The 25,600-nt window shown below is 65.7% G+C and carries 26 protein-coding genes, 5 tRNA genes and 1 pseudogene; 11 read left to right on the top strand and 21 right to left on the bottom strand.

All coding sequences use genetic code 11. The annotated features are described in order from the left end of the window. Positions 1-108: 108 nt before the first annotated feature. Positions 109-1,644, bottom strand: a complete 1,536-nt coding sequence (locus HWX07_RS11260; RefSeq protein WP_175876349.1) for a chloride channel protein — start codon at positions 1,642-1,644, stop codon at positions 109-111. Between the two features lie 190 nt (positions 1,645-1,834). On the opposite strand from HWX07_RS11260, the gene waaC reads away from it, so the two are divergent. Continuing rightward, the gene (gene waaC / locus HWX07_RS11255; RefSeq protein WP_175876348.1) at positions 1,835-2,833 is read left to right on the top strand and encodes a lipopolysaccharide heptosyltransferase I; all 999 of its coding nucleotides are present in this window, start codon (positions 1,835-1,837) and stop codon (positions 2,831-2,833) included. 19 nt (positions 2,834-2,852) lie between these two features. Here waaC and HWX07_RS11250 read toward each other — a convergent pair whose 3' ends face one another. From HWX07_RS11250 to rph, 9 genes are all read right to left on the bottom strand, one after another. Continuing rightward, positions 2,853-3,032 (bottom strand): hypothetical protein, encoded by a 180-nt coding sequence (locus tag HWX07_RS11250; protein WP_006486620.1) that lies wholly within the window; start codon positions 3,030-3,032, stop codon positions 2,853-2,855. A 105-nt stretch (positions 3,033-3,137) separates the two neighbouring features. Continuing rightward, entirely contained in the window at positions 3,138-4,448 is a 1,311-nt protein-coding gene (locus HWX07_RS11245; protein ID WP_023475198.1) for an MFS transporter, read from the bottom strand. Positions 4,449-4,741: 293 nt separating this feature from the next. Continuing rightward, positions 4,742-5,233 (bottom strand): energy transducer TonB, encoded by a 492-nt coding sequence (locus HWX07_RS11240; RefSeq protein ID WP_175876347.1) that lies wholly within the window; start codon positions 5,231-5,233, stop codon positions 4,742-4,744. 312 nt (positions 5,234-5,545) lie between these two features. Then, positions 5,546-5,839, bottom strand: a complete 294-nt coding sequence (locus tag HWX07_RS11235) for a hypothetical protein (protein WP_175876346.1) — start codon at positions 5,837-5,839, stop codon at positions 5,546-5,548. 369 nt (positions 5,840-6,208) lie between these two features. After that, entirely contained in the window at positions 6,209-6,601 is a 393-nt protein-coding gene (locus HWX07_RS11230) for a hypothetical protein (protein ID WP_175876345.1), read from the bottom strand. A gap of 141 nt (positions 6,602-6,742) precedes the next feature. Then, positions 6,743-6,830: transfer RNA gene (locus HWX07_RS11225), tRNA-Ser, on the bottom strand. A gap of 44 nt (positions 6,831-6,874) precedes the next feature. After that, positions 6,875-8,089 (bottom strand): radical SAM family heme chaperone HemW, encoded by a 1,215-nt coding sequence (hemW, locus tag HWX07_RS11220; RefSeq protein ID WP_175876344.1) that lies wholly within the window; start codon positions 8,087-8,089, stop codon positions 6,875-6,877. A 34-nt stretch (positions 8,090-8,123) separates the two neighbouring features. Next, entirely contained in the window at positions 8,124-8,750 is a 627-nt protein-coding gene (rdgB, locus tag HWX07_RS11215; protein WP_175876343.1) for an RdgB/HAM1 family non-canonical purine NTP pyrophosphatase, read from the bottom strand. Beyond that, the gene (gene rph, locus HWX07_RS11210) at positions 8,743-9,483 is read right to left on the bottom strand and encodes a ribonuclease PH (RefSeq protein WP_175876342.1); all 741 of its coding nucleotides are present in this window, start codon (positions 9,481-9,483) and stop codon (positions 8,743-8,745) included. Before rph ends, rdgB begins: the two co-directional genes overlap by 8 nt. A 173-nt stretch (positions 9,484-9,656) precedes the next feature. On the opposite strand from rph, the gene HWX07_RS11205 reads away from it, so the two are divergent. The 4 genes from HWX07_RS11205 to HWX07_RS11190 all read left to right on the top strand — a co-directional run bounded on the left by HWX07_RS11205 (position 9,657) and on the right by HWX07_RS11190 (position 13,963). Further along, positions 9,657-10,580, top strand: a complete 924-nt coding sequence (locus HWX07_RS11205; RefSeq protein WP_012328100.1) for a YicC/YloC family endoribonuclease — start codon at positions 9,657-9,659, stop codon at positions 10,578-10,580. Between the two features lie 7 nt (positions 10,581-10,587). Beyond that, positions 10,588-11,271: a guanylate kinase gene (gene gmk / locus HWX07_RS11200; protein ID WP_175876341.1), complete on the top strand. Its 684-nt coding sequence runs from the start codon at positions 10,588-10,590 to the stop codon at positions 11,269-11,271. A 58-nt stretch (positions 11,272-11,329) separates the two neighbouring features. Next, positions 11,330-11,533: a DNA-directed RNA polymerase subunit omega gene (rpoZ, locus tag HWX07_RS11195; protein WP_006025620.1), complete on the top strand. Its 204-nt coding sequence runs from the start codon at positions 11,330-11,332 to the stop codon at positions 11,531-11,533. A 63-nt stretch (positions 11,534-11,596) separates the two neighbouring features. Then, a complete protein-coding gene (locus HWX07_RS11190) occupies positions 11,597-13,963 on the top strand; it encodes a bifunctional (p)ppGpp synthetase/guanosine-3',5'-bis(diphosphate) 3'-pyrophosphohydrolase (protein WP_006476619.1) in 2,367 nt (788 codons plus the stop codon). A gap of 191 nt (positions 13,964-14,154) precedes the next feature. Here the strand turns inward: HWX07_RS11190 and HWX07_RS11185 are convergent. The 3 genes from HWX07_RS11185 to HWX07_RS11175 all read right to left on the bottom strand — a co-directional run bounded on the left by HWX07_RS11185 (position 14,155) and on the right by HWX07_RS11175 (position 14,512). Continuing rightward, positions 14,155-14,231, bottom strand: a tRNA-Arg gene (locus HWX07_RS11185). Positions 14,232-14,292: 61 nt separating this feature from the next. Further along, positions 14,293-14,369, bottom strand: a tRNA-Arg gene (locus tag HWX07_RS11180). A gap of 66 nt (positions 14,370-14,435) precedes the next feature. Further along, positions 14,436-14,512, bottom strand: a tRNA-Arg gene (locus HWX07_RS11175). A 129-nt stretch (positions 14,513-14,641) separates the two neighbouring features. Here HWX07_RS11175 and greB point away from each other — a divergent pair. Beyond that, on the top strand, positions 14,642-15,205 hold the full coding sequence (gene greB / locus HWX07_RS11170; protein WP_006476618.1) for a transcription elongation factor GreB: 564 nt from the start codon (positions 14,642-14,644) through the stop codon (positions 15,203-15,205). A 94-nt stretch (positions 15,206-15,299) separates the two neighbouring features. Here the strand turns inward: greB and HWX07_RS11165 are convergent, their stop codons facing one another. Together HWX07_RS11165 and HWX07_RS11160 are read right to left on the bottom strand one after the other, a co-directional pair. Beyond that, positions 15,300-16,451, bottom strand: a complete 1,152-nt coding sequence (locus tag HWX07_RS11165) for a porin (RefSeq protein WP_027808996.1) — start codon at positions 16,449-16,451, stop codon at positions 15,300-15,302. A 503-nt stretch (positions 16,452-16,954) separates the two neighbouring features. Further along, the gene (locus HWX07_RS11160; RefSeq protein ID WP_175876340.1) at positions 16,955-17,221 is read right to left on the bottom strand and encodes a hypothetical protein; all 267 of its coding nucleotides are present in this window, start codon (positions 17,219-17,221) and stop codon (positions 16,955-16,957) included. Between the two features lie 392 nt (positions 17,222-17,613). Between HWX07_RS11160 and HWX07_RS11155 the strand changes: the two genes are divergently transcribed. Both HWX07_RS11155 and HWX07_RS11150 read left to right on the top strand, forming a co-directional pair. Beyond that, a complete protein-coding gene (locus HWX07_RS11155) occupies positions 17,614-17,817 on the top strand; it encodes a cold-shock protein (RefSeq protein WP_006476615.1) in 204 nt (67 codons plus the stop codon). 141 nt (positions 17,818-17,958) lie between these two features. Beyond that, positions 17,959-19,086 (top strand): exonuclease domain-containing protein, encoded by a 1,128-nt coding sequence (locus HWX07_RS11150; protein WP_175876339.1) that lies wholly within the window; start codon positions 17,959-17,961, stop codon positions 19,084-19,086. A gap of 33 nt (positions 19,087-19,119) precedes the next feature. Here the strand turns inward: HWX07_RS11150 and HWX07_RS11145 are convergent, their stop codons facing one another. Continuing rightward, complete coding sequence (locus HWX07_RS11145; protein WP_175876338.1) at positions 19,120-19,713, bottom strand: chorismate mutase; 594 nt, start codon at positions 19,711-19,713, stop codon at positions 19,120-19,122. 223 nt (positions 19,714-19,936) lie between these two features. Then, positions 19,937-20,041 carry a chorismate mutase gene (locus tag HWX07_RS11140; RefSeq protein ID WP_162499609.1) on the bottom strand — a complete coding sequence of 35 codons (105 nt, stop codon included), beginning with the start codon at positions 20,039-20,041 and terminating at the stop codon, positions 19,937-19,939. A gap of 239 nt (positions 20,042-20,280) precedes the next feature. On the opposite strand from HWX07_RS11140, the gene HWX07_RS11135 reads away from it, so the two are divergent. The 3 genes and pseudogenes from HWX07_RS11135 to HWX07_RS11125 all read left to right on the top strand — a co-directional run. Continuing rightward, positions 20,281-20,670 (top strand): DUF2946 domain-containing protein, encoded by a 390-nt coding sequence (locus HWX07_RS11135; RefSeq protein ID WP_175876337.1) that lies wholly within the window; start codon positions 20,281-20,283, stop codon positions 20,668-20,670. A gap of 128 nt (positions 20,671-20,798) precedes the next feature. After that, positions 20,799-23,072 (top strand): TonB-dependent receptor, encoded by a 2,274-nt coding sequence (locus HWX07_RS11130; protein WP_175876336.1) that lies wholly within the window; start codon positions 20,799-20,801, stop codon positions 23,070-23,072. Positions 23,073-23,077: 5 nt separating this feature from the next. Next, positions 23,078-23,221: pseudogene (locus tag HWX07_RS11125) on the top strand (TlpA family protein disulfide reductase); the annotation flags it as partial. 79 nt (positions 23,222-23,300) lie between these two features. Here HWX07_RS11125 and HWX07_RS11120 read toward each other — a convergent pair. From HWX07_RS11120 to HWX07_RS11105, 4 genes are all read right to left on the bottom strand, one after another. Continuing rightward, on the bottom strand, positions 23,301-23,555 hold the full coding sequence (locus HWX07_RS11120) for a GlsB/YeaQ/YmgE family stress response membrane protein (RefSeq protein ID WP_006476609.1): 255 nt from the start codon (positions 23,553-23,555) through the stop codon (positions 23,301-23,303). A 128-nt stretch (positions 23,556-23,683) separates the two neighbouring features. Continuing rightward, positions 23,684-24,046, bottom strand: coding sequence for a hypothetical protein (locus HWX07_RS11115; RefSeq protein WP_244129970.1), 363 nt, complete (start codon positions 24,044-24,046; stop codon positions 23,684-23,686). 140 nt (positions 24,047-24,186) lie between these two features. Beyond that, positions 24,187-24,262, bottom strand: a tRNA-Thr gene (locus HWX07_RS11110). A 206-nt stretch (positions 24,263-24,468) separates the two neighbouring features. Then, complete coding sequence (locus tag HWX07_RS11105; protein WP_175807527.1) at positions 24,469-25,482, bottom strand: class 1 fructose-bisphosphatase; 1,014 nt, start codon at positions 25,480-25,482, stop codon at positions 24,469-24,471. Between the last annotated feature and the right edge of the window lie 118 nt (positions 25,483-25,600).

Genomic DNA, 25,600 nt, shown 5'->3' with positions numbered 1-25,600 from the left:
CGCGATGAAAAGAACCGCAATCGCCATCGCGCTCGTCGCGATCACGCTGGCCGGATGCATCGTCGTGCCGGCGCGGCCGGTCTACTACCGGCCAGCGCCCGTCGTGATCTACTGAGCGTCGCGCGGGCCGTGTTGTTGCGCCGGGCCGTTTGCGTCGGTCGCAGCCGGCCCGGTATCGTGCGGCCCCGGCGCATGCGCGGGGCCGTCGGCCGCCGACGCAGCGGCTGGCTCGTCGCCGCCTTCGTCGCGCAGCGTGTCGAGCGGATCGGCGGGGGCCGCGTTTGCATCCTGGGGCTCGGTCACGTCGGTCGCGTGGCTGGCAGCGGCCGCTGCGGTTGCCGCGGCCGGCGCGAGATAGCGCTGCGCGAGCGTTTCGTAGAGCGGCGGCGCGAAAAAGCGCGAGACGCGGCTCGATACCAGCGCGGTCGCCATCAGCGAAATCACGAGCGCATGACCGTTGATCATTTCCATCACGATCACGAACGACGTGATCGGCGCCTGCGTGACGGCGGCCAGATAGCCGACCATCGCGAGCGCGATCAGCATCGGCAGGCTCATGTTGCTGAACACGGCATGCAGCACGTTGCCGAAGCCGGCGCCGATCGACAGCGACGGCGCGAAGATCCCGCCCGGGATGCCCGGCAGGTACGACGCGACCATCGACACCATCTTCAGGAGCGGATAGAACACCGACAACTGCTGACTGCCGTCGAGCAGGCCGCGCGCCTCCGCATAGCCGCTGCCGAACGTCGTGCCGCCGGACACGAGCCCGACGACGGCGATCGTGAAGCCGCACAGCGCGGCGAACGCGACCGGCCGCTCGCGATACAGGCCCAGCAGTTGCGCGGGCAGCCAGCGCCCCGTATTCAGCAACAACCAGCAGAACAGGCCGCCCGCGATGCCCGTCACGATCGCGGTGACCAGCACCGCGACCGCCAGCAGCTTCGGGAAATGGAGCCCGGCGTTGATCGTGCCGAAATACGTGTAGTTGCCGTTCAGCCCGAGCGCGACAACGCCGGCGAGGATGATCGCGGTGATCAGCACGCCGCTGGCACGCGCGGAGAAGCTGCGGGTCAGTTCCTCGATCGCGAACACGATGCCCGCGAGCGGCGTGTTGAATGCGGCCGACAGCCCGGCCGCGGCGCCGGCCAGCACGAGCTGGCGTTCGATCTGCGCGTTCGAGCGCGGGTAGAAGCGTCGCAGGTTGAACATCAGCGCCGCACCGACCTGCACGGTCGGCCCTTCGCGGCCGATCGTGAAGCCGCCGAGGATGCCGAGGAACGAGATCAGCACCTTGCCGAACAGGATGCGCAGCGTCAGCAGCCGGGCGCCGAATGCGCTCGGGCGCGCATGCAGTGTCGCGATCACCTGCGGGATGCCGCTGCCCTCGGCGCCACGGAAAAAGCGCCGCGTGATCCATGCCGACAGCGCGGCGATCGCCGGCGTCAACAGCAGCGGCAGCCAGGCGGCGTGATCGCGCATCGCGCGGAACGTCTCGTAACCCCAGTCGATCAAGCGGGCGTACAGGACGGCCGCGAGGCCGACGACGATCGCGCCGAGCCAGAAAACACCGTATTGGCGCCAGATTCGCAGCGAGCGGCGGGTGAGGGCGGGAAACAGCGCGGGAAGGGCAGGGCGCGGCATTGGCTCGGGCCGGAGGGCAAAGAGTGGATTATAAAAAGAACGGGATGCCAGCGGGGGCGTCAAACGTTCTTGGTGAGCGACAAAAATCCACAAAGAGATGCAATTTGTTGCAAATGTAATGTTGGCGTAATTTCTGCGCACAGCAACCTCGTTAGCATGCCAAGATGGCCAGTCAAGAATCCCGCAAATCGTGAAACGCATCCTTATCGTGAAAGTGACGTCGCTCGGCGACGTCGTCCAGACGCTGCCCGTCGTCGCCGATCTGCATCGCGCGTTCCCCGGCGTGACGGTCGACTGGGCCGTGGACGAATCGTGCGCGGAGGTCGTACGCTGGCATCCGGGTGTGAGCGCCGTCCTGGGCGCGCCGCTGCGCCGCTTCAAGAAACTGCGCAATGCCGGCGACCTGAAGGCGATCTCGGCATCGATCAGGGCGTTGCGCGCGCACCGGTACGACGCGGTCATCGATCTGCACGGTGTCTACAAGAGCGCGATCATTGCGTCGCTCGCGCGTGCCGCGCGCCGTTTCGGCTACCAGACGCAGGATCTCGGCGAAACGGGCGCGCGCTTCGCGTATTCGCACCGCTTCGGTCCGCGGCCGGACTGCGACGCATGGCACGGGATGCGCGTGAGTGCCGGCGAAGCGCTCGGCTACGTGCCCGAAGGGACTGCCACGTACGGCATCGTCGCCCCGCAGGATGCAAGCCTGCCGGCTGCCGTGACGGATGCCGGGCCGTTCATGCTGCTGTTCCACGCGACGTCCAATCCCGACAAGAAATGGCCGGCCGAGCACTGGGCCGCGCTTGCCACGGAGATGACGGCGCGCGGTGTGCGCGTGCTGCTGCCGTGGGGATCGGCGGCCGAGCACGACGACGCGCGGGATATCGCCGCGCGTGCGCCGGGGGCGATCGTGTTACCGGCGATGACGGTGCGTGAGCTCGGTGCGACGCTTGGCCGGGCCGCGCTCGTGGTGGGCGTCGATACCGGGTTCGTGCACATGGCGCACGCACTGCAGCGGCCGACCGTGATGATTTTCGTCGCCACGTCGCGCCACCATTGCGGCATCGGCGGCGCGCCGCATGCGCTGTCGATCGGCGAGCCGGGCGCGATGCCGACCGTCGACGAGGCGCTGGGCGCGATCGATGCGGTCTGCCCTGCCTATGGGGCGTTGCGGGCGCGGCTGTCCGCCTGACGCGGCGCGGCGGCCGTGATCACGCGAGCAACGCCTCGACCGTGACGACGGCGGCGATGGCCGCCAGATTCGCCAGCAGCGCTTCGAACACGAGGCCGCGCCAGGTCTTGGGCCGGAACCGCAGCGCGAGCAGTAGCGCGCCGCCCAGTGCGAGCGCGAGGATCAGGACGAGGTCGGCATTGGCGAGGCGGATATTCATCGCGGCGGCTCCTTGTCGGGGCGGGTCCCCCGGGCGCGCGACGGCGCGCCCAGGATCGAGTATAGGCATCGCCCGCCGCCCTGCAACCCGGGTCGCCCCGGAGGGTCAGACGAGCGACGCGTCGCGCGTTTCGCGCATCAGCAGGACGCCGATCAGGCTGATCGCCGCCGCCACCGACACATAGCCGCCCACCCACGACAGCCCGCCGCGCGCGGCCAGCAGTTGCGCGATATACGGTGCGATCGACGCGCCGAGAATCCCGCCGAGGTTGTACGCGACGCCCGCGCCCGTATAGCGGACGTTGGTCGGGAACAATTCCGGCAGCAGCGCGCCCATCGGCGCGAACGTCACTCCCATCAGGAACAGCTCGATCGTCAGGAACAGCGCGACGAGCGGCATCGAGCCGCTGCCGAGCAGCGGTTCCATCGCGAACCCCGACAACAGCGCGGCGATCGCGCCGACCACCAGCACCGGCTTGCGCCCGAAGCGGTCCGACGCCCATGCGGACAGCGGCGTCGCAAGCCCCATGAAGACGACCGCGAAACACAGCAGGCCGAGGAAGCTCTGGCGCGGAATATGCAGCGCCGACACGCCGTACGACAGCGAGAACACCGTCGAGATGTAGAACAGCGTGTAGCAGACGACCATCGCGAGCGCGCCGAGCAGCGTCGGCCGCCAGTGCTGCGTGACGAGCGTCGCGACCGGCACGCGCACGCGCTCGTTGCGGTCGAGGGCCGCCTGGAACGCGGGCGTTTCGGTGATCTTGAGCCGCACGTACAGGCCGAGCGCGACGAGCACCGCGCTGACGAGGAACGGGATGCGCCAGCCCCAGCTGCGGAACTGCTCGTCGGACAGCGACAGCGCGAGCGCGAAGAACAGGCCGTTCGACATCAGGAAGCCAACCGACGGCCCCAGTTGCGGGAACATCCCGAACCAGCCGCGCTTGCCCTGCGGCGCATGCTCGGTCGCGAGCAGCGCCGCGCCGCCCCATTCGCCGCCGAGGCCGATCCCCTGCCCGAAGCGCAGCACGCACAGCAGCACCGGCGCGAGCGCACCGATCGTGTCGTAGCCGGGCACGAAGCCGATCGCGGTGGTGGACACGCCCATCACGAGCAGCGAGGCGACGAGCGTCGACTTGCGGCCGATGCGATCGCCGAAGTGTCCGAACAGGAACGAGCCGATCGGGCGCGCGATGAAGGCGATGCCGAACGTGACGAACGCCGACAGCGCTTGCGCCGTCGCGGAGCCGTGCGGGAAGAATACGGGGCCGATGACGAGCGCGGCGGCCGTCGCGTACACGTAGAAATCGTAGAACTCGATCGCGGTGCCGATGAAGCTCGCGAACACGATGCGCCGGTGGCTGACGGCGCCTGCCGAACCGGTTGCGTGTGCAACGGCCGGGGGGGATGCGGACATGGATGTCTCCGTTTTGTCGTTGGGGTGCTCGGCCGAGCGTGCACTCGGACAGGCGACGGCCTGCCGGGAGCGGCCGGGCAAATGAGTGATGCGGATGACGCGGTGGCGGCGTGGCGCAGACGTCACCCGCCGGTCGACGATGGAGACGGGTAGGTCGCCGCCGCCCGGTGCCGGCGTGGTCGGCTCGCTTGCCGGGTGGGGCGTGCGAACGCACGCGCGGCGTGATGGCCGTGCGAGTGCGGAAAATTATAGCCAGCGCCGCCGCTCACCGGCAATCGGGCCGCGGCGGCGCGTCAGTCGATCGATTGCGCCTGCGCGGAGGCGGTGCTTTGCAGCTGGAAGTGGCCGTCGTCGTTGAAGAGCCAGCCTTCCATCAGTTCGAGCCGGCCGTTGCCGTCGAGCAGCCGCGACGGCGGCGCGGGGAGCGGCGCCGAGCGGCGCAGCGATGCGAGCGCGAGCGCTTCTGCTTCGCTGTCGCCGTTGCTGCGATAGACGGATGCGTTGACCACGCGGCCACTGCCATCGACGGTGAAGGCGACGACGACGAGCGAACGCAGCATGGCCTGCGGTGTGCCGTGCAGCATGCCGGACGGATTGCGTTCGGCGACACGATGCGCGACCTCGACGCGATACTGGTCGAGGTTGCCGCTGCGTATGACCGACGGAATCGTCAGGACCGAGCGTAGCGACGAAGGCGGCGTGATCGTGCACGCGGCAAGCAGGGCGACGGCGGCCAGCGCGGCAACACGCAGCCGGGCGACGCACGGACGGAGAAGGGGGCGCATGAGGTAATGGCCGGCAGGGACGATAAAAAAATGATAGGCGCACCGACGCGAGACGATATGGGGAGAAACGCATAGCGCGCTGGATCGGCCGCTGGGATCGCTGATGATGACGACCGGGTGCCGCGTCGAGCAACGTGCAACGTGCGTCGGGATGTGACGCGACATGTGACCGCGGCCGCGGCGGACGCGCGTGTTGCAAGGTTGAAAGCCACGGCACGCTGCGATCGATCGTCCGGCTGGCGCAGCGGTCCACCGATGCGGCAACCTCGACCGCACCTCCCGGGCAATCGCCGGCGATGTGCGCCGGCTGGTTCAGAAGCCGTGCGTGACGAGCGACAGTACCGACAGGTCGGGGTGCGTGCCGTCGATGATGCTCTTGCCGATGTGGATGGCTTCGTGGGTCGCCTCGTCGAGGCTCGCGAAGCTTTCCTCGCCGTCCGCGTGAAACGGCACCGCATGGCCGGGCAGCGCCGGATTCACGCCCGGATGGCACACGTAGCCGGTGTAGGTATAGCGCGTGTCGCTGCCTGGCAGCGTGGCCGGCACGACATGGATCTCGAAACCTTCGTAATCGACGGGTTCCGTCGCGGTCGACAGGTCGGTCATGGCGATCTCCGTGTGCCGCGCGCAGGGGTGGCGCGTGCGGCATCGAATACATCGAACACGCGGCGGCGTTCGTGTCGCCGTGTTGAACGAATTCTAGGCGATGGCGGGGCGGGCCGGGAGGCGTCCCGGGGCGGTGTGCGGCGGCGGGTATCCCGTACCGTGTCGATCCGGCGCCGATTCCATGAGCGAGCGACGGAAATGAGGATCATCGTATTTTTCGCGTCGGGCGCCGGTGCGCTGCTTGACGTGCTCGTCCGGTTTGCATCGACCGGGCGCTGCTGCCCGCGCCCACTGCGGAGGTGTCGCGCGAGGCGCGGCGTGAACGCACGTTCCGTCTCGACCGACGGCGCGTGTCGCACCGCGACTTCGTTACTTGCAGCGCGCGTCCTTGCGCTGCACGACGACGATCACCGGATACTTCTGGCCATGGTCCAGTTCCACGCGCGCGACGACGGTCAGCGTCGCCGGATCGGAATCGTCATACACGCTGACCTGTTCGTTGCGCAGGTAGGTCACGCCGGTACAGTGCGACGTGCGTCCGTCGTCGCCCACCTTGCACTGAAGCTCGTTGTCCTTCAGGTAGTTGTACGGCGACGGGCTCGCGAGGTATTCGCTCAGGCCGCGCGGCGAACCGCCGACGCCGGTTACGTAGGCGATCGCGCACGACGCCTGGGCGTCGCCGCCGGGGGCGGTGTCGGCCGCTGCATGCGTGCTGACGGTGGCCAGCACGGCGACGAGCGACGAGACGAGGAAGGGCTTCATGACGTGGATTTCCCGTTTCGCGAATCGGAGCGCGGGATTGTAACGGCATCCGGCGCGACGCGTCGGAACGTGCGAGGCGCACGTGTGCGGACAAACAAAAACCCCGTCATTCTGCGAATGGACGGGGTTCGACGAACTTCCTGGCGGAAGCGGTGAGATTCGAACTCACGGACAGTTTCCCGTCGCTGGTTTTCAAGACCAGTGCCTTAAACCGCTCGGCCACGCTTCCACACGAGGCGGCATTGTAACCGAAATGCCGCCGCGTTCATGCGTTCAGTCGTCGCGCAGGAACAATTCCTGCAGGTCGTTGAGGAAACGCTGGCCGAGTGGCGTCGGCGCGATTTGCGTGAAATCGCGCGTGATCAGCCCGCGCCGTTCCGCTTCCTTCAGCGCCGGCTCGATCGTGCTCATCGGCAGGCCCGTGCGGTCCGCGAAGCTGTGCACGGGAAAGCCCTCGACGAGCCGCAGCGTGTTCAGCATGAATTCGAACGGCAGGTCGCGCGCGCCGACTTCACGCTCTTCCTGGACGGCCGTGCCGCCCTTCGCCTGCTCGATGAAGGTCGCCGGATGCTTGTAGCGCGCCTGCCGCAGGATCCGGTTCGGGAACGACAGCTTCGTATGGGCGCCCGCGCCGATCCCGAGATAGTCGCCGAAGCGCCAGTAATTCAGGTTGTGCTTGCACTGATGATTCGGCTTCGCGTACGCGGATACTTCGTAGCGCCCGTAGCCGGCTTCGGCCGTGCGCGCATGGATCCATTCCTGCATGTCGGCCGACGCGTCGTCGTCGGGAACGACGGGCGGGAACTTCGCGAACAGCGTATTCGGCTCGAGCGTCAGGTGATACAGCGACAGGTGCGGCGGCGCGAACGACAGCGCGGTCTCGATGTCGGTGTGGCATTCGTCCAGCGTCTGGTTCGGCAATGCGAACATCAGGTCGAGGTTGAAGTTGTCGAAGTTCTTCGCGGCGATCTCGACGGCCGCGCGTGCCTGCGCGGTGTCGTGAATCCGTCCGAGCGCCTTCAGGTGTGCTTCGTTGAAGCTCTGGATGCCCACCGACAGGCGGTTTACGCCGCTGGCGCGGAACTGCGCGAACTTCGCGGCTTCGAACGTGCCCGGATTCGCCTCGAGCGTGATCTCGGCATCGGCGTCGAGCGGCAAGAGCGCGCGCACGTCGGACAGCATCCGGTCGAGGCCGGCCGCCGACAGCAGGCTCGGCGTGCCGCCGCCGATGAACACGGTATGCACCTGCCGGCCCCACACGAGCGGCAGCGCCTGCTCGAGGTCGGCGCGCAACGCGTCGAGATAGTCGGCTTCCGGGAACCGCTCGCCTTTCCATTCGTGCGAGTTGAAATCGCAGTACGGGCACTTGCGCACGCACCACGGGAAATGCACGTACAGCGCGAGCGGCGGCAGCGACGTGAGACGCACCTGGCCGGGCGACGTGAAGGTCGCGACCACGCGCGCGCCGGTGTCCGCGGCCTGGCTCATGCGACCTCCCGCTGCGAATGGGTATCGAGCAAACTCATGCTTCCTCCGCGAGCCGCGCGAGCAACGCCTTCAGCGCCAGCGCGCGATGGCTGTGCGTGTTCTTCACGGCCGGCTCGAGTTCGGCGGCCGTCGCGCCGAGCGACGGCAGGTAGAAATACGGGTCGTAGCCGAAACCGTGTTCGCCGCGCGGCGTATCGACGATCTCGCCGGCCCAGCGCCCTTCGGCGAACAGCGGCTCCGGATCGTCCGCATGGCGGACGAGCGCGAGCACGCAGCAGTAGTACGCGCGCCGGTCGTCGACGCCGCGCAGTTGCTCGACGAGATACGCGTTGTTCGCCGCGTCGCCCTTGTCGCGGCCCGCGCGCTGCGCGTAGCGTGCCGAATAGACGCCCGGCGCGCCGCGCAGCACGCGCACGCACAGGCCGGAATCGTCGGCGATCGCCGGCTGCCCGGTGAGCCGCGACGCGTGGCGTGCCTTGGTCAGCGCGTTCTCGATGAACGTGCCGAACGGCTCTTCCGCCTCGGGCACCGCGAGGTCGCCCTGCGGGACGATCTCGATGCCGACCGTCGAGAACAGCGCGGTGAATTCGCGCAGCTTGCCCGGGTTGTTCGACGCGAGAACGATGCGCGACAGCGGCGCGACGGTACGGTCCTCAGGCATGGCTCGCACCCAGGACCTCTTTCTGCAACTGCACCAGCTCGGCGATCCCGTCCTGCGCGAGGTCGAGCAGCGCGTTCATCTCGGCGCGCGAGAACGGCACGCCTTCGGCGGTGCCCTGGACTTCGACGAAGCCGCCCGCGCCCGTCATCACGACGTTCATGTCGGTGTCGCAGCGCGAATCTTCCGCGTAGTCGAGGTCCAGCACGGGCGCGCCTTCGTACACGCCGACCGAGATCGCGGCGACGTGGTCGGTGATCGGCGAGCGTGCGAGCTTGCCGGCCGCGATCAGCGTCGACACGGCGTCGTGCGCGGCGACGAACGCGCCGGTGATGCTGGCCGTGCGCGTGCCGCCGTCGGCCTGGATCACGTCGCAGTCGATATGGATCGTGCGCGGGCCGAGCGCTTCGAGATCGAACACCGCGCGCAGCGCGCGGCCGATCAGGCGCTGAATTTCCTGCGTGCGGCCCGTCTGCTTGCCGCGTGCGGCCTCACGGTCGCTGCGCGTGTGGGTCGCGCGCGGCAGCATCCCGTATTCGGCGGTCAGCCAGCCTTGCCCGCGCTCGCGCAGGAATTCGGGCACGCGCTCGGCGACGCTCGCGGTGCAGAGCACCTTGGTGTCGCCGAATTCGACCAGCACCGAGCCTTCGGCGTGTTTCGTGTAGTGGCGCGTGAGGGCGACCTTGCGCAGTTCGTCGGCGCGGCGGCCGCTCGGGCGGGAAACGGAAGACGTCATGGGGAAATCGCGGAAGGAGAGGAAACCCCGATTTTAGCGCCGAACGGCGGCCGTGCCCGGCGGGGTGGTCCGCAAAAATGGGATAATGCGCGCTTCCCGCCCCGCGCCTTCCGATGCGCCGGGCGCCTCGATGTATTCCCCGCCCGCGAGGGCACCAGACGGCGAGACGAACCATGATCTACAGCATGACGGGCTACGCGAGCGCGACGCGCGAACTCGCGACGGCTGCCGGCAACGGCGGCACCAGCGTGTCGGTCGAACTGCGCACCGTGAACTCGCGCTTCCTCGATCTCAATTTCCGGATGCCGGACGACGTGCGTGCGTGCGAACCCGCGCTGCGCGAAATGCTGATGAACAAGCTGTCGCGCGGCAAGGTCGACGTGCGTATCAACCTGCAGCGCGGCGAGCAGAGCATCGGCGCGGGCGCGCTGAACCAGTCGGCGCTCGGCCAGCTTGCCGAGCTGGAACGCGCGGTGCTCGATTCGTTCCCGGGCGTCGGCCGCCTGCGCGCGGGTGAAGTCCTGCGCTGGCCCGGCGTGCTCGCCGAAAGCGGCGTGTCGGCCGAGGCGATCCGCGACGCGGTGCTCGCCTGCGGCAAGGAAGCGATCGGCGAACTCGTCGTCGTGCGCTCGCGCGAAGGCGCGCAACTGGCGACGATGCTGCTGTCGAACGTCACCGAGATGGAGGCGATCGTCGCGCGCATCACGCCGCTCGTGCCGGAGCTGATCGCGAAGCATCAGCAGAAGATCGTCGAGCGACTGCAGGAAGCGCTCGGCCTCGCGGCGCCCGAAGGCGGCTCGACGGTCGTCACGCGCGAGGAAGCCGCGGAGCGCATCCGTCAGGAAGTGACGATGTACGGGATCCGGATCGACATCGCGGAAGAGCTGTCGCGGCTCACCGCGCACCTGAACGAAACGCGTCACGTGATCGAGAAGGGCGGCCGCGTCGGCAAGCGTCTCGACTTCATGATGCAGGAACTGAATCGCGAAGCGAACACGCTCGGCTCGAAGGCGGCGGCGAAGGAACTCGCCGACGCATCGATGGCGCTGAAGCTGCTGATCGAGCAGATGCGCGAGCAAGTGCAAAACCTGGAGTAAAAGCAACATGACCGATTCCACCCGCGACGGCCACGCGTCGCATTCGCTGCATGGCGGCGTCTATCCCGGTAACCTGTTCATGGTCGTCGCGCCGTCGGGCGCCGGCAAGTCGACGCTCGTGAATGCGCTGCTGTCGAAGGACAGCGACATCTGCCTGTCGATCTCGTACACGACGCGCAAGCCGCGCCCGGGCGAGCAGGACGGCCAGCACTACCACTTCACGAGCGTCGAGGATTTCCGCGCGCGTCACGCGGCGCACGAATTCCTCGAGAGCGCGGAAGTGCACGGCAATTACTACGGCACGTCGCGCGTCTGGATCGAAGAGCAGATGAGGAACGGCCACGACGTGCTGCTCGAAATCGACTGGCAGGGTGCGTTGCAGGTGAAGAAGCAGTTCCGCAACGCGGTCGGCATTTTCATCCTGCCGCCGTCGCTCGATGCCCTCGAGGAGCGCCTGAAGAAGCGCGGCCAGGACGAACCGAACGTGATCACGCGGCGCCTGCTGGCCGCCGGCAGCGAGATCGCGCACGCGTCGGAAGCGGAATACGTGGTGATCAACGAGAATTTCGAGCGTGCGCTCGCGGAACTCGAATGCATCGTCGCGGCGACGCGCCTGCGTTTTGCTTCGCAGTACGCGCGACACACGGAGCTGTTCATCGACCTCGGTGTCCATCTGCCCCACGCGGAATGACGCGGGGCACGAGGGACATAAGGTAGAATAAGGACTATATTCAGAAGGAATTACCAACATGGCTCGCATTACCGTCGAAGACTGCCTGAAGCAAATCCCGAATCGCTTCGAACTGGCGCTCGCCGCCACCTATCGCGCGCGGCAGCTCGCGCAAGGCCATACGCCGAAGATCGAAAGCCGCGACAAGCCGACCGTCGTCGCGCTGCGCGAAATCGCCGCCGGCCAGGTCGGCGTCGAGATGCTGAAGAAGGTGCCGGTGTAACGCGCATCCGGCCCGTTCCAGCCATGTAGTCCACGCGCGCAACGACTCGACCTGGAGGCGAATATGAGCACCACCCCATCGTCCGCCTCCGCGGATTCGACCACCGAAGCCACGGCCCAGTCGCCTGCGCGCCAGTACATCGACGCGGTCCTCGAACAGTCCTTCCGGCATCTGTTCGGGCCGACCGCCACACCGGAGCAGCCGCGCAAGCACGGCGTCGTTTCGATCGCGAAACTGACGGCCGCGCTTGCCGAGTATCTCGCTCCGGACGAAATCAAAGAGGTCAAGGCGGCGTTCCACTTCAGCGACGAAGCCCACCTCGGTCAATATCGCCAGAGCGGCGAGCCCTACATCACCCATCCCGTTGCCGTCGCGGAAATCTGCGCCGGCTGGAAGCTCGACGCGCAGGCCGTGATGGCCGCGTTGCTGCACGACGTGATGGAAGACCAGGGCGTGACCAAGAACGAGCTGGCCGAGCGGTTCGGCCCGAAGGTCGCCGAACTGGTCGACGGCCTGTCGAAGCTCGACAAGATGGAATTCCGCAGCCGCGAGGAAGCGCAGGCGGAAAACTTCCGCAAGATGCTGCTCGCGATGGCACGCGACGTGCGCGTCATTCTCGTCAAGCTCGCCGACCGCCTGCACAACATGCGCACGCTCGGCGCGGTGCCGATGGAAAAGCGCCGCCGCGTCGCGCGGGAAACGCTCGACATCTACGCGCCGATCGCGCACCGGCTCGGGTTGAACAACACGTATCGCGAGCTGCAGGACATGAGCTTCGCGAACTTCAACCCGCATCGCTACGCGACGCTCGAGAAGGCGGTGAAGGCCGCGCGCGGCAATCGCCGCGAAGTGATCAGCAAGATCCTCGAGGCCGCGCAGCGCGCGATGGCCGACGCGAAGATCGACGCCGAGATCACCGGCCGCGAGAAGACCATCTACAGCGTCTATCGCAAGATGCGCGACAAGCAGCTGTCGTTCTCCCAGGTGCTCGACGTGTACGGCTTCCGTGTGGTCGTCGACAGCCCGCTCGACTGCTACACGTGCATCGGCGCGCTGCACGCGCTGTACAAGCCGGTGCCCGGCAAGTTCAAGGATTACATCGCGATCCCGAAGATCAACGGCTATCAGTCGCTGCACACGACACTCGTCGGCCCGTTCGGCGCGCCGATCGAGTTCCAGGTGCGTACGCGCAAGATGCACGAGATCGCCGAGGCGGGGGTCGCCGCGCACTGGCTGTACAAGAACGGCAGCGCGGATCTCAGCGACGTGCAGAAGCGCGCGCACCAGTGGCTGAAGTCGCTGCTCGACATCCAGAGCGAGGCGGGCGATTCGAGCGAATTCCTCGAGCACGTGAAGATCGACCTGTTCCCCGACGCGGTCTACGTGTTCACGCCGAAGTCGAAGATCATGGCGCTGCCGCGCGGCGCGACGGCGCTCGATTTCGCGTATTCGATCCACAGCGATCTCGGCAACCAGTGCGTGGCCGTGAAGATCAACAACGAACTGCTGCCGCTGCGCACCGAATTGAAGAGCGGCGACATCGTCGAGGTGATCACCGCGCCGTATTCGAAACCGAACCCCGCATGGCTCGGCTTCGTGCGTACCGGCAAGGCACGCTCGGCGATCCGCCACTACCTGAAGACGATGCGCCTGAACGAGTCCGTGCAGTTGGGCGAGCGGCTCGTCGACCAGAGCCTGAAGGGCTATGGTCTCGCGCTGGCCGACGTCGAGCCGGAAGTGTGGGAGAAGCTCGTGCAGTGGACGGGCAACAAGAGCCGTCAGGAAATCTTCGCGGACATCGGCCTCGGTCGTCGCGTCGCCGCAGTGATGGCCAAGCGCATCGAGGTGCTGATGAGCGGCCGCGACGCGGACGACGATCTGCCGAAGTCCGAGCGGCATCCCGCGCATCATGCGCCGCCGGTCGTGATCACCGGCACCGAAGGAATGTCCGTGCAGTTGTCCGCCTGCTGCCGGCCGATTCCGGGCGACGCGATCATGGGTTACATCGGCATCGGTCTGGGCATGGCGATTCATACGACGGACTGCCGTGTCGCGCAGCGCATCCATCGCCGCGATCCGGGCCGCTGGATCGACGTCGAATGGGCGCCGCAGCCGGGCCGCCTGTTCGATGTCGCGGTGAAGGCGCTGGTGAAGAACACGAAGGGCATCTTCGCGCGCGTCGCGGCGGACATCACGTCGGCCGACGCGAACATCGTCCATATCGCGATGGACGAGGATCTGACGCACGAATCGACGGTGCTGCGCTTCGTGATCCAGGTCAGCGACCGCGTGCATCTCGCGAACGTGATGCGGCGCGTGAGAACCAATCCCGACGTGATGCGGATCATGCGCGAGCGCTCGACCGACGACGGTGCGCATGCGCGCCATGACGGCGGCATGCGTATCGAGCGGGAGCGGCAGGACTACTGACGCTCACGTGCCCTGGCGGGTGGATTCGATGCTCGACGGACGGCGGCCAATGGCCGCCGTTTTCATTGACGCCGACGAAAGGGGGCGCGACGTTACCGGCACGTTGCCGAAGGCGTCCGGGCGATGGTGCGAGTGAGAAGGGCGGCCGCAAAAAGAAAAAAGGGCTTTCCCGAAGGAAAGCCCTTTTAAGGTGGCGCGGCTGGCAGGATTCGAACCCACGACCCCTTGGTTCGTAGCCAAGTACTCTATCCAACTGAGCTACAGCCGCACGCAAAACGGTACTGCTTCAACTGTCGGAACCTTCTGCGATGGGAAGGCCCCCAAAAAAGTGGCGCGGCTGGCAGGATTCGAACCCACGACCCCTTGGTTCGTAGCCAAGTACTCTATCCAACTGAGCTACAGCCGCACGCAACAACAAACTTCTACTGCTTCGAACTGAAAGGGCCTTCGGTTCGGAAGGCCCTCGAAAAAGTGGCGCGGCTGGCAGGATTCGAACCCACGACCCCTTGGTTCGTAGCCAAGTACTCTATCCAACTGAGCTACAGCCGCACGCAGAAGCGGAAGTATAGCAGAGTCGTATAAAAAGGGAAGCCTTATTCGCGAATTAGGTGCCATGACCTTGGTCGGCCGCCCTTCGTGTACCCTTGGGGGATCAGTCATCCACGTTGAATCTGCATCATGAACAAGGCGTTTGTCAAAGAGTCGGACGGTGACGACGACGATCTCGACCAGGCTCAACCCGCGATTCCGGCGGGTGCGAAAAACTACATCACGCCGGCCGGCCACAAGCGGCTGCGGGATGAGCTGCTGAACCTGATCGACGTCGAGCGTCCCGAGGTCGTGCGGCTCGTGTCGTGGGCGGCGTCGAACGGCGACCGGTCGGAGAACGGCGACTACATCTACGGCAAGCGGCGGCTTCGCGAGATCGATCGGCGCATCCGCTTCCTGACGAAGCGACTCGACCTCGCCGAAGTCGTCGACGCGAGCCGGCAGGAGAATGTCGACCAGGTGTTCTTCGGCGCGACGGTCGATTACGAGACGCCGGACGGCGAGGATCACACGGTGACGATCGTCGGGATCGACGAGGTCGACCTCGATCGCGGCTGCGTCAGCTGGATTTCTCCCGTCGCGCGTGCGCTGATCAAGGCGAAGATCGGCGATACCGTCACGCTGATGACGCCGGCCGGCCCGCAGCCGATCGACATACTCGACGTCCGGTATCCGGCGCGGGGTGATGCCTGAGCGTCGGCGGTGCGACGCAGCCAAGAAAAAGCGCCCCGATGGGGCGCTTCTTTATTCGCGTGTACGTTGCGTTGGCTTTGGCGTTGCCGGTTGCTCAGAAGCGATGGCGCAGGCCGGCGGTCACCGCGATCTGCTTGTTGGTCGACGAGGCGCCACCGAGGCCATTGACATAGGCGCCGATACCCAGGCCGTCCGTGCTGACGCGCTGATACACGCCTTGCACATATACGTCGGTCCGCTTGGACAGCGCATAGTCGGTCTGCAGGTTGAACTGATTCCAGCCCGGATGACGGCCGTCCAGGAAGCCCGCGGTGTACGTGTACGACCCGGCCAGCGACAAGGCCGGCGTGAGCGCGTAGCGCGCGTTTACTTCGTAGTTGTTGAAGCGGGCGAACGTGCCGTCGAGACCCAGGCCGCTCGACACGCCCGAGGCGCCCGCGGAGATGCCGAGCGCCCGGTTCACACGCGATTGCGTGAATACGAAGCCGGCCGTTGCGGGGCCGAACGTATAGTTCAGGCCGCCGCCGAACACGCGCTGACGCTTGCCGACGAACGTGTTGTCGCCTGCCACCGCGCCGGCGCTGTTGGTGACAGCAGCTGCCGTGAGGCCCGAGATGTCATTGTTCAACTGCAGGTAGCCGGCGCCGATGTTGAAGCCGGCGTAGGTGTACGACACCCCCGCGCTGTATGCCCGGTTGTTCGAGAACTGGTTGCTGTTCGAGAAGCCGTACAACGCGCCGAACTTCAGGCCGCCGAAATTAACGCTCGTATATTTGACGGAGTTATTGATCCGGAACGAATTGTTCAGGTTGTCGTTGTCGAACGGGTGGGCAAATTGGGTGCCGCCGAATTGCGTGCCGGTCAGCGACAGCGGCCCGATGTAATCGACGACGCTATCGTATTGGCGACCGAGGGTGACGGAGCCAAACTGGTCTTGCGACAGGCCGACGAACGCCTGCCGGCCGAATTCGCGGCCATTTTGGCCCAGCGTGCCGTTGGCGATGTTGAAGCCGTTTTCCAACACGAAGATTGCTTTCAGACCACCGCCGAGATCTTCCGTGCCGCGCAGGCCCCAGCGGCTGCCGTTGATCTGGCCGCTGCGTTCCGACCATGAGCTGTGGCCACCCTGATTGTTCGTGTAGGTGATGCCTGCATCGATCAGGCCGTACAGCGTAACGCTGCTTTGAGCATGGGCTGCGGTAACGAATACACCCGACAACGCGGTGACGATCAGGGTTTTTTTCATGGATCTGTCTCCAAACAGGATGATGTCGATCGAACCTGCGGCGGACTGGCCGTGTTTTGCTTGACGCTGTAGCCGGCCCGGCAGAGCGGCGGTGCGCTTATCAGAAAGTCATTCGCAGTGTACGGAGGGTGCGAAGCGGGCGCGGCTCACGCTTTAAGAAATAGTGTATTTTGGAATCCGCAAAAATTGAAAAAATCGCGGAAACCCTTTTCCGGTAAGGGTTTGCGGCAGTGCGGAAAAGGGAAATGGCGATCAGGACTACGTAACGGGCGTTGCGCAAGTGCGACAGGCGGTCAGCAGCTGACAGGAGCGGCCATAGAGCGATTATTGACGCATCGGCAATAGAGGTTTGTGTGGGGCATGGATAATGAAAGGTAGTTCTCTCGCTATACTGCGATCTCTGCTTTCCGAAGCAGACTTTTTCGTTGACGGAAAAGATCTCCAAACCTTTGTCGGCGCGACTTCCCAGTCGCGCTTTTTTTTTGCCCCGCTGCCCGGTGCGCTTACCGCGTGTGCGAGCGGCGCTTGCGCTTGCCCGCGGGCGCGGCATCTTCTGCTTCGACCGGCGGCGGCGTGTAGGTCCAGTCTTCCATCACGTAGTGACGGGCATCCAGGGGAGATGCGAGCAGGTTCTGCCAGTGATCGCCGTGCCACGTCGTATCGAATTCGGTATCGCACGGCGCTTCGCGCGCGGACTCGGCCAGGGCGCGGGACTTGCGACGTACGCGTCCGAGCCGGCTCGCGAAGCGCTTGATTCCGTCCAGCCACATGACCCTCTCCTTCATTCGGCGTTGATTCAGGATCGCAACGTCCCCGGATTTCCGCAACCCGGAAAAAACCCGAGGATTTTACCGAGTCGATTTGTCCCCGGTAGGAATTTCACGGCCTGCATTATTAGCGATCCGGTCCCGGTAATATTGACAGGTTTTTGATGCGAATCAATTAATCAAAGGCGATGGTGTACCGATTCCAGTGGTATTAGCGTCTTTTCGATAAAAGAGTCGCTAAAAATTTTCTTGACGCACCCGGATTGTCCAATTTATAAAGTCAGCACACCGTCCTCGGGCGGCGTGCTGGTGCGGGTGCCGGCGCAATGTTTCGGGATTTCGGGTAACGGCTATAAAAATAGCTTTTTTGATCTTATCGAGTGGGGAACGAAGACATGGATACCGGTATCGTGAAATGGTTTAACGATGCTAAAGGCTTTGGCTTTATTACGTCGGACAATGGTGGTGAAGATTTGTTTGCGCACTTTTCCGAAATCCGGATGGACGGCTTCAAGACGCTGAAGGAAAACCAGCGTGTCTCGTTCGACGTCAAAGTCGGGCCGAAAGGCAAGCAGGCAGCGAATATCCAGGCGGTCTGACGCGCCACGCATTGCCGATCACGTCCGGCCCCCGCATCGCGGGGGCTTTTTGCTTTCCGGGGACTGAACGACCCCGTCCGGGCTGGTCGCGAGCACGCATGCCGGTGCATACTCACGGCAGCATCGTTTCCCAGTCTTTTCATGTCCGATTCCCGTCCGTCCGATCCCGCGTGCGAACAGCCGCTCGTCTTCGTCGACCTTGAAACCACCGGCGGCTCATCCGTCGATCATCGCATCACCGAAATCGGCGTGGTCGAAATCGGACCGCTCGGCGTATCGACGTGGACGAGCCTCGTCAATCCGGGGCAGGCGATTCCGCCGTTCATCCAGCAACTGACGGGCATTTCGGACGCGATGGTGCGTGACGCGCCGACGTTCGCGTCGCTCGCGCCGGCACTGTTCGAGCGGCTCGACGGCAAGCTGTTCGTCGCGCACAACGCGAGCTTCGACCGCGGCTTCCTGCGCGCCGAATTCGAGCGCGCCGGGCTGGCCTTCAATCCCGATGTGCTCTGTACGGTGCGGCTGTCGCGTGCGCTGTTTCCGCGCGAATCGCGGCATGGGCTGGATGCATTGATCGAACGGCATGGGCTCGTTCCGGCCGCCCGCCATCGCGCGCTGGCCGATGCCGACCTGCTCTGGCAGTTCTGGCGCCAGTTGCACGACATCGTGCCGCTCGAGCGGCTGCGCGACCAGATCGCCCGGACGACGCGCCACTTCCGTCTGGGCGGCGATCTGACCGAGGCCTGGCTGGATACCGCGCCGGCAGGGTGCGGCGCATATGCACTGTTCGGCGAGCGCGACGAAGCGCTGTATGTCGGCCGCAGCGTGCGCGTGCGGCAGCGGCTGCGCGCGCTGCTGACCGGCGAGCGCCGCTCGTCGAAGGAAATGCGGCTCGCGCAGCAGGTGCGGCGCGTCGAATGGCGCGAGACCGGCAACGAGCTGGGGGCGATGCTTGCCGAAGCGCAATGGATCGCGCGGTTGCGCCCGTCGTACAACCGGCGCCCCGCAGCCGACGCCGTCCGCGCGGGCGGGGCGCCCTGGCCGTTCGAAGGCGCCGTCGCGTTCGAGGCGAACGGCGAGCGCCGCTTGTTCCATGTAATCGACCGCTGGTGCTATCTCGGTTCGGCGGAGTCGCTCGATGCGGCCGCGCGGCTCGTGGCCGACGCGACGGACGGCACGTTCGAGCCGTTCACCCATCGCCTGCTGCAGACGCATCTCGCGCGCGGCCTGCAGGTAATTCCGCTCGTGGCGCTCACGCCGGCCGATTGAGCGCCGCGACCGCCCTCCGTCACTGCACCGGTGTCAACCGATCGCGCTGGCTCCGCCGGCGGAGCAGACATGCGACAGCGCGGTATCGAGTGCCCGCGTCTGCGTGGAATCGTAGCGCGTGAGTGTCTTCCAGTTCGCGATGCTGCGTGCGAGCCGCGCCTGGCAATCGGGCGCCTCGCGAAGCGGGGCGACCTGCGCGAGACCGGAGAGCATCTTCTGCGTCAGCCGGTCGAGTGCCGGCCGCGTGCTGGTCGCAAGATCGGGCGGCGCGCCTTCCGGCGGCCGCGTCGTGCGCCAGGTCGCGAACAGTGTGTTCTGCACGTCCTTGCTTGCCGTGATCTGATCCTCGAAGAACGTTCGGGCGAACGCGGGATCGACGCCGGCCTGGACGGCACGTTTTTCGACCTCGGTGAGCAGGGCCGCTTCGCGCGGCCGGTCCTCGATGGCCTTGTGATTCGCCCATTTCCATCGCGCCACGGGTTCGGCGAGCGCGAGGCGCTGCGACGCGAGCGCAACGACGTTGGTGAGGGCGGTGTCGTCGCCGTCTGCACGGGCGTTATGCGGCGACGAAAGGAGGGCGACGCCGAGCGCGGCGACAGCGAGGCTGGCACGAATGGCTTGCTTCATCGGAACGATCGGGAGAGCCGGGCGGGCCGGACGTGGAAAACCAGAAGAATAGACGAAGACAGTCGCGCGGCGTAGCGTCGCGACAGGAGAATCAGCAGGCGTGCTGATCCGGCACCGTCAGGCTGTTGCGGCCCGGGTGCGAGGCGAATTGCGCTCGAAGCGCACGGAGGAACCGCACGATAGCGAGGATCGACACGTGGCGGTTACAGAACCGGACTGACGTTCACTTCGGCGCGTACAGCTTGTGCTGCTCGTCGAAGAATGCCCGAACGTGCTCGGGCAACTCGGCGAGGAATTCCACGCCGACGGGTTCCGGATCCGGGCTCATCACTTGCTCGGGCGGTGGCATGCGAGTTGGTCTTTCGTCCATGATCGTTTCTCCAGCAGGTTCAATGATTATCAACCTCGCGCTCGAATTTATGCCAGCGGCGAATCGTTAGATTTTGTCTCTGTTGTATTAACGGCACATGCGTTCCGACGCGAGGTGCGATGCCCGGTATTGCCGCTGCGCGATCGGCAACAATCGGGCCGCTTGTTATACTTGCGCGCACTTTTTCCCGGACCTCGATGAGACGAACGACGCGATGGATCGGCCTCGTATGGCTGGCGCTGGTACTGAACGTACTGTCGCCCGTCGTCGGCTACGCGCGTCTCGCATCGAGCGGCTCCGGCGCCCTCACGCTCGAGTTGTGCAGTGCAGCGGGCGCGCGTCAGGTCGTGCTCGCGCAAGCGGGCGACGACGGCGACACGTCGTCGCTCGACCATGCCGGCGTCCCGCATTGCGTGTACTGCCCCGGCTTCGCGGCCAACGTCGCGCTCGGCACGAGCCTGCCCGCGCTGCCGGGCTTCGTGCGCACGTTCGCGTATCGAGTGGCCGCGCCGGCCATTCCCGATGTGCCCCGCAAGGGCATCCGTCTCGCGCAGCCGCGCGCCCCGCCTGAAAACGTTCCGGTCTGACTGATGTCGTCCGCGTGCCCCGGTGGCGCGCGAGCCGCCCGCGGCCCCGGTCCGCGCGTCGCGCCGTTCGTGCGCGGCTTGCGCCCTTGTGTCCAGCGGCGTCCGATCACGTTTTCAGGAACTCACTCATGTCGTTCACCTTTGCCGCGCGGCCCTCGCGCGGCCGGCTCGCGCTCGCCTGCGCGGCCGCTTTCGCATGGCCGGCTGCTTACGCGGCATCGGCCGCACCGGCCGCCGATATGCTGACCGCCGTCAGCGTGACCGCGCAGCGGCGACCGGTCGACCCGGATACGCCGGGCGTCGTCACGTCGATCACGCGCGAGCAGATCGATGCGCACACCAACGTCACCACCGAGGACGCGCTGAAGTACGCGCCGAACCTGATGGTCCGCAAGCGCTACATCGGTGATCGCAACAGCATATTCGCGGGTCGCGACTTCAACGAACTGCAGAGCGCGCGTGGGCTCGTCTATGCGGACGGCGTGCTGCTGTCGAACCTGCTCGGATCGAGCTATGCGTACCCGCCGCGCTGGTCGCTGATTCCGCCCGACGACATCGCGCGCGTCGACGTGCTCTATGGCCCCTTTTCCGCGCTGTATCCGGGCAATTCGATCGGCTCGACCGTGCTGCTCACCACGCGCCGCCCGGAACAGCTCGAGGCGTCGCTGTCGACGCAGTTCTTTACCCAGCGCTACCACGACGGCTACGGCTTTGCCGACAGCTTCGGCGGCAATCACCAGACCGCGCGGATCGCAAGCCGCGTCGGCCGGTTCTGGTTCGCGCTATCGCTCGATCGGCTGGAAAACAACGGCCAGCCGATGCAGTACGCGAGCCCCAATTCGGCCTACAACCCGAAACTGGGCGCCGCCGTGCCCGTGACGGGCGCCGCGACCGACATCGGACCCAACGGCAAGCCGCGGACCATCGTCGGCGCGCAGACGATCGAAAGGACCGAACAGCTCAACGAGACGGTCCGGATGGGCTATGCGTTCACCGATCACGTCGATGCGACGCTGACGCTCGGGCATTGGGAGAACCATTACCGGCAGCACGGCGAGACCTTCCTGCGAGATGCGACGGGCCATCCCGTCTACGGCGGCAACGTGTCGATCGGCGGTCAGAACATGACCGTCGCGCCGAACGCGTTCGCGCCGCAGCGCGGCGACCAGGAGAACTGGCTGTACGCGCTCGGGTTGAACGGCCGGCTCGATTCCGGCTGGCGGCTGTCGGGCGTCGTGTCCGCGTACGACGTGTCGCGCGACGTGCTGCGCGCGGCCTCGACCGTGCAGGGTGGGGCGGGCACGCTGTTCCAGGGCGACGGCACCGGCTGGCGCACGCTCGACCTGAAGGCCGAGGCGCCGGCAGTGAAGGGTCATACGTTCACGTTCGGCTATCACTACGACAACTACTTCCTGCGCAACGTCACGTACAACACGGCCGACTGGCTGGCCGGCCCGACGACGTCGCTCGCGAGCGTCTATCGCGGCGACACGCGCACGCAGGCATTGTTCGGACAGGATGCGTGGCGTTTCACGCCGCGCTGGCTCGCGACGCTCGGGCTGCGCTACGAGCGCTGGGACGCGTACGGCGGCGCGCTCGGCAATGCAAACGGGACGCTCGGCTATGCGGACCGGAGCGCGAACGCGCTGTCGCCGAAAATCGCGCTGCAGTGGGACGCCACGGAGGTCTGGCGCTTCCGGCTGTCGTTCGCGACCGGCACGCGGTTCCCGACGGTCGGTGAATTGTTCCAGGGCACGATTTCGAACAACGCGATCATCAACAACAACCCGAATCTGCGGCCGGAGAAGGCGATCGACTGGGACTTCACGGCCGAACGCGACATGGGCGTCGGCGTCGTGCGCGCCAGCGTGTTCCAGAGCGATCTGCGCGACTCGATCTACAGCCAGACGACGGTGTCGGGCGCGACCACCGTCACCAACATCTCGAACGTCGACCGCGTGCGCGTGCGCGGCGCCGAACTCGCGTTCAGCGGCGAGAACGTCGGGGTGCGCGGGCTCGATCTCGACGCGAACGTATCGGCGAGCAACGCGCAGATCCTTGCCGATGCCGCGAACCCGGCCTACGTCGGTTCGCGTTTCCCGCGCATTCCTCGCATGCGCGCGAACCTGCTCGCGTCGTATCGCTTCGACGAGCACTGGCTCGCGAGCGTCGGCGTGCGCTACTCGGGCCGCCAGTTCAACACGCTCGACAACAGCGACGTGAATCCGGACGTCTACGGCGGCACGAGTTCGTTCACGGTCGTCGATCTGAAGGCGCGCTACCGCTTCGATCGTCACTGGACCGCGTCGGCCGGCATCGACAACGTGACGGACCGCCGCTACTACACGTTCCACCCGTATCCGGGCCGCACGTTCTATGGAGAACTGAAATGGTCGCTGTGAAATCGAGGCTGCGGAAGGCGCTCGATGCGGGATGGCGAGGGGGGATGTCGCGCACCGTGTGGATCGGACGCGATGGTGTGCATGAAGCGCGCAGCGGATTGCTGAAGGCCGACGTGCTCGACGGCGGGTTGCGGCACGCGAAGCGCTGACGGAGCCGGTGGCGCGCGGCGAACCGGCCGCGCGCCGGCCCGATGCGAAAACGCGCCCGAAGGCGCGTGGAGAGCAACGTCAGGCCGCTCGCCTGAATAGCCGGATCACGAACAGCAGGATCACCGCGCCGATGACCGCGACGATCACCGAGCCGATGAAGCCGCTGCCGATGCTGATGCCGAGCAGTCCGGCAAGCCAGCCGCCGATCACCGCGCCGACGATCCCGACGATGATGTCGACGATCAGCCCGAAGCCGCCGCCCTTCACGAGCAAGCCGGCAAGCCAACCGGCGATCGCGCCGATGATGAGCCACATAATCAAGCCATGAGTCATGGTGGTCCTCTCCTTGGGTTGAGTCGAAATGACCGGGCACCGGCTGTCGCATGCCGCAAGCGGGTTGAAAGCGGCATGCGGCCGTCACGCCGCCCACGCAATGTAACGCGATAGACGGGTCAGGATCGTTAAGTAATGTTATGCACCCTTAAGCGGTTTTTCCAGGGGATTTGTCTGGGTACGGCACGATTCATGTGCGCGCTATGCAGGGTGAGCAGGCGATCGAGTGTGACGGCCATGTCGCCGGCGTGTGCATCGTGCCAGTGGTCGAGCACGGGACTGTCGGGACGCACGAGATGGAGGATGCCGTTGAGTGCGCTGTTCACGTCGAGCAGTCGGCCATCGTCGTCATGGCCGCGGCTGGTCGTGCCACCGCGTACCACGAGGGGTGGTCGATACGATCGATGAGGGGCGAATGAATGGAAATGTCGTGCGGAGGTGTCGGCGGGGTTGAGCAGACAATGTGCCGCCACGATGATCGCGACGGACAACGTGCGCGTACGGTTGCCGAACGCGGACGCGAAGATCGTGGACGGTGTGATGGGGCAGTGCGTCGCCGAACGACTTCAGGATTTCGGCGCCGGAAAAGAGAAAAGGCCTGGCAAGCGATGCTTGTCAGGCCTTTATATCTTGGTGCCGGAGATAGGAGTCGAACCTACGACCTTCGCATTACGAATGCGCTGCTCTACCAACTGAGCTACACCGGCAGCAGAGAAATGAAATTATATGGTGAAATCCGCGATCTTGGCAATAGGTTTTGCGAATTTTTTTCAGCTTGCTGCGGCTGCTTCGCGAAACCTTCGATCCGGCGGACTTTCCGCTTTCACTTCACTGCGACGCGACCCGTTAGGGCCACATCGCGAAGGCGCGATTGTACTGATGTCTCGCACCCTCGTCCAGTGCTGCAGTGCAATTATTTTGCTTCGGCGTGATAGCCGGTCACGCGCTCGACTTCGTTCTTCGAACCGAGGAACACGGGCACGCGCTGGTGCAGGCCGGTGGGCTGCACTTCCATGATGCGCTGCGTGCCGGTCGTCGCGGCGCCGCCCGCCTGTTCGACGATGAACGACATCGGGTTCGCTTCGTACATCAGGCGCAGCTTGCCCGGACGATCGGGCGTGCGCTTGTCGGCCGGGTACATGAAGATGCCGCCGCGATTCAGGATCCGGTGCACGTCGGCCACCATCGACGCGATCCAGCGCATGTTGAAGTTGTCGCCGCGCGGGCCGTCCTTGCCGGCGTTCAGCTCGTCGACGTAGCGCTTGACCGGGTCGTACCAGTGGCGTGCGTTCGATGCGTTGATCGCGTATTCGCGCGTGTCGGCGGGGATCTGCATGTTGCTCTGCGTGAGTACCCACGAGCCGACTTCGCGGTCGAGCGTGAAGCAGTTCACGCCGTTGCCGGTGGTCAGCACGAACACCGTCTGCGGGCCGTACACCGCATAGCCGGCCGCGACCTGCTCGGTGCCGGGCTGCAGGAACGATTCCTCGGTCGCCTGCTTGCCGTCCGGGCAGCGCAGCACCGAGAAGATCGTGCCGATCGACACGTTCACGTCGATGTTCGACGAGCCGTCGAGCGGATCGAACACGAGCAGGTATTCGCCGCGCGGGTAGTTCGCCGGGATCGGGAAGAAGGTTTCCATTTCTTCCGACGCCATCGCGGCGAGGTTGCCGCCCCATTCGTTCGCGTCGAGCAGGATCTCGTTCGACAGGATGTCGAGCTTCTTCTGCACTTCGCCCTGGACGTTCTCGCTGCCGGCGGTGCCGAGCGCGTCGCCGAGCGCGCCCTTCGACACGTTGTAGCTGATCGCCTTGCACGCGCGGGCGACGACTTCGATCAGCAGGCGCAGGTCGGCGGGGAGGTTGTTGGTCTCACGTTGCTGTTCGATCAGGAACTTCGACAGCGTGGTGCGGCGGGCAATGGACATGACAGACTCCGAAAGGCCAAAAGAATCCTTGAATGGCCGCAATTTTACCCGTCGCGCCTTCGGTGCCGCCGGCTTTTTTCGTCCGGTTACATGGTCGGGCCGCCGAATCGGCGCGGGG

This window comes from Burkholderia sp. BCC0097, from assembly GCF_902832985.1.
GTDB classification, from domain to species: Bacteria; Pseudomonadota; Gammaproteobacteria; order Burkholderiales; family Burkholderiaceae; genus Burkholderia; species Burkholderia orbicola.
This window is presented reverse-complemented; position numbering and strand designations above follow the sequence as displayed.